Source organism: Phyllobacterium sp. P5_D12, from assembly GCF_054049495.1.
Window position 1 is genome coordinate 1 of the sequence record NZ_JBFUMG010000973.1, and the last position, 1039, is coordinate 1039.

At 58.6% G+C, this 1039-nt stretch carries 1 protein-coding gene; it reads left to right on the forward strand.

The window, feature by feature from the left end; all coding sequences use genetic code 11:
• Positions 1 to 18: 18 nt before the first annotated feature.
• A partial coding sequence (locus tag ACXJ5O_RS28085; protein WP_457302776.1) for an HlyD family secretion protein occupies positions 19 to 1039 on the forward strand: 1021 nt, incomplete at its 3' end.

Here is a 1039-nt window from a genome sequence, read left to right on the forward strand (position 1 = left end):
GGCGGGGGTATCTGAGTCATGTTTGAGCTGCTTCTCTGTTCAATGCTCACAGTCTTTCCGGACTACCTTTTCCGCCGCTATGGACAGGGAAGGCGTCTCGGCCGGGAGATTACTCTCTATACGGTGTGGTATGAGCTGCGCTGGGGCATAACTGCGTGCCTTTTGCTGACTGTTTCGTTGATTACCGTCATTTTCTATTTTCATCCTTCGACGACGAACGTCACCGCGATATTCCGGACAGTTACCATTCTCCCCGAAACCACGGGCCGTGTCGCCGAAGTGTTCGTCGGGATCAATACAAAGGTCGAAGCCGGAGCACCGCTCTTCCGGCTCGACAGTTCGGAACAGGAAGCCGCGCACGAAACGGCACAGCGCCAAATCGATGAGACCGTTGCCGAAATCGCGGTGGCGCAAACGGAACTTGCCGGGGCCGATGGGCTCATCCAGCAGGCGCAAGGCGCTTACCAGCAGGCTCTGGATGAACTCGCGACCAGGCAAGAGCTTTTACGGCGCAGGGCGGACGTTTCGGTTCGGGAGGTGGAGCGATTACAAATCACGGCTGACACGCGAAAGGGAGCGCTCGACGCCGCTGTCGCCAACAAGCGGACAATAGAGACAAAACTTTCAACGCTGCTGCCCGCCCAGAAGGCGAGTGCAGAAGCCGCGCTTAAGCAGGCACAGGTGGAGCTGGATAAAACCGTGGTTCGGGCCGGTGTGGCCGGAACGGTCCAACAGTTTACATTGCGGCCCGGCGACGTTGTAAACACCATGATCCGCCCCGCCGGGATCCTCGTCCCCCAGGAGGCTGGACGCGTGGCGCTGATTGCCGGCTTTGGTCAGATCGAGGCGCAGGTGATGAAAAAAGGCATGATTGCCGAAGCAACATGTATCGGGAAGCCCTTTACGATCATTCCAATGGTGGTGACCGAAGTCCAGGATGTGATTGCGGCGGGACAGCTTCGGCCGACGGACCAGCTGATCGACGTGCAGCAACTTGCGCGGCCAGGCACGCTCACGGTCTTCCTCGAAGCGCTTTATC